Annotated in this window: 1 protein-coding gene; it reads right to left on the bottom strand. The window is 41.2% G+C overall.

Going from position 1 to position 709, the window contains the following annotated elements; all coding sequences use genetic code 11:
* Positions 1 to 17: 17 nt before the first annotated feature.
* Positions 18 to 668: an IS1595 family transposase gene (locus tag JMX95_RS13610; protein WP_045455364.1), complete on the bottom strand. Its 651-nt coding sequence runs from the start codon at positions 666 to 668 to the stop codon at positions 18 to 20.
* Positions 669 to 709: the final 41 nt, after the last annotated feature.

Here is a 709-nt window from a genome sequence, read left to right on the forward strand (position 1 = left end):
GGGGCTGTCCTAGATAACTAGTTCAGTTCCTGTTTAACCCATTGTTTTAGCTGGTGTAATTGACGTTTTGGATCACTGTAGTTAAAACGCCACTCACATTCCTTCAAAAACAGATGGAAATGCTCTTTTGGGATGCCATTATATTTGCGCATATGACGCTTGGCTTGGCTCCAAAAGTTCTCTATTCCGTTGATATGGTTTCTGTCTTGTGCAAACTCTTTTGAATGATTGATACGGTAATGGGTAAACTCACTGACATCAAGGGCATTGTAACTTCTGAATGAGTCAGTATAAACGATGCTATCAGGCTTTACTTTTTCTCTTATAATAGGGATTAAGGTATCGGCTCTGGCATTAGGGATGAGACAAGCATAGACGCTGCCATTGCGCTTAAGCAGTCCAAACACAGGCACTTTATTACCAGCACCGCGACCACGTTTGCCTTTGCGTCTACCGCCAAAGTAGCTCTCATCAACTTCTATTTCGCCTTCTAGAAGACCAGGTTCCTGACTATTTTCATAAATCAGTAGTCTTAGCCTGTGAAAGTAATAGCTAGCTGTTGTTTTATTAACACCCACTAAGCTTGCTGCTGTTCTTGCGGTAGAACCGGCAATAAATAGTTCAATGAGTCTGGTTTGTTTGTACCAACTTAATCTGCTCTTTCTCATATGACTATCCTAGATTATTTTACTTATCTAGGACAGCCCCT

Source organism: Psychrobacter sp. NC44 (assembly GCF_904846655.1).
Lineage (GTDB): Bacteria > Pseudomonadota > Gammaproteobacteria > Pseudomonadales > Moraxellaceae > Psychrobacter.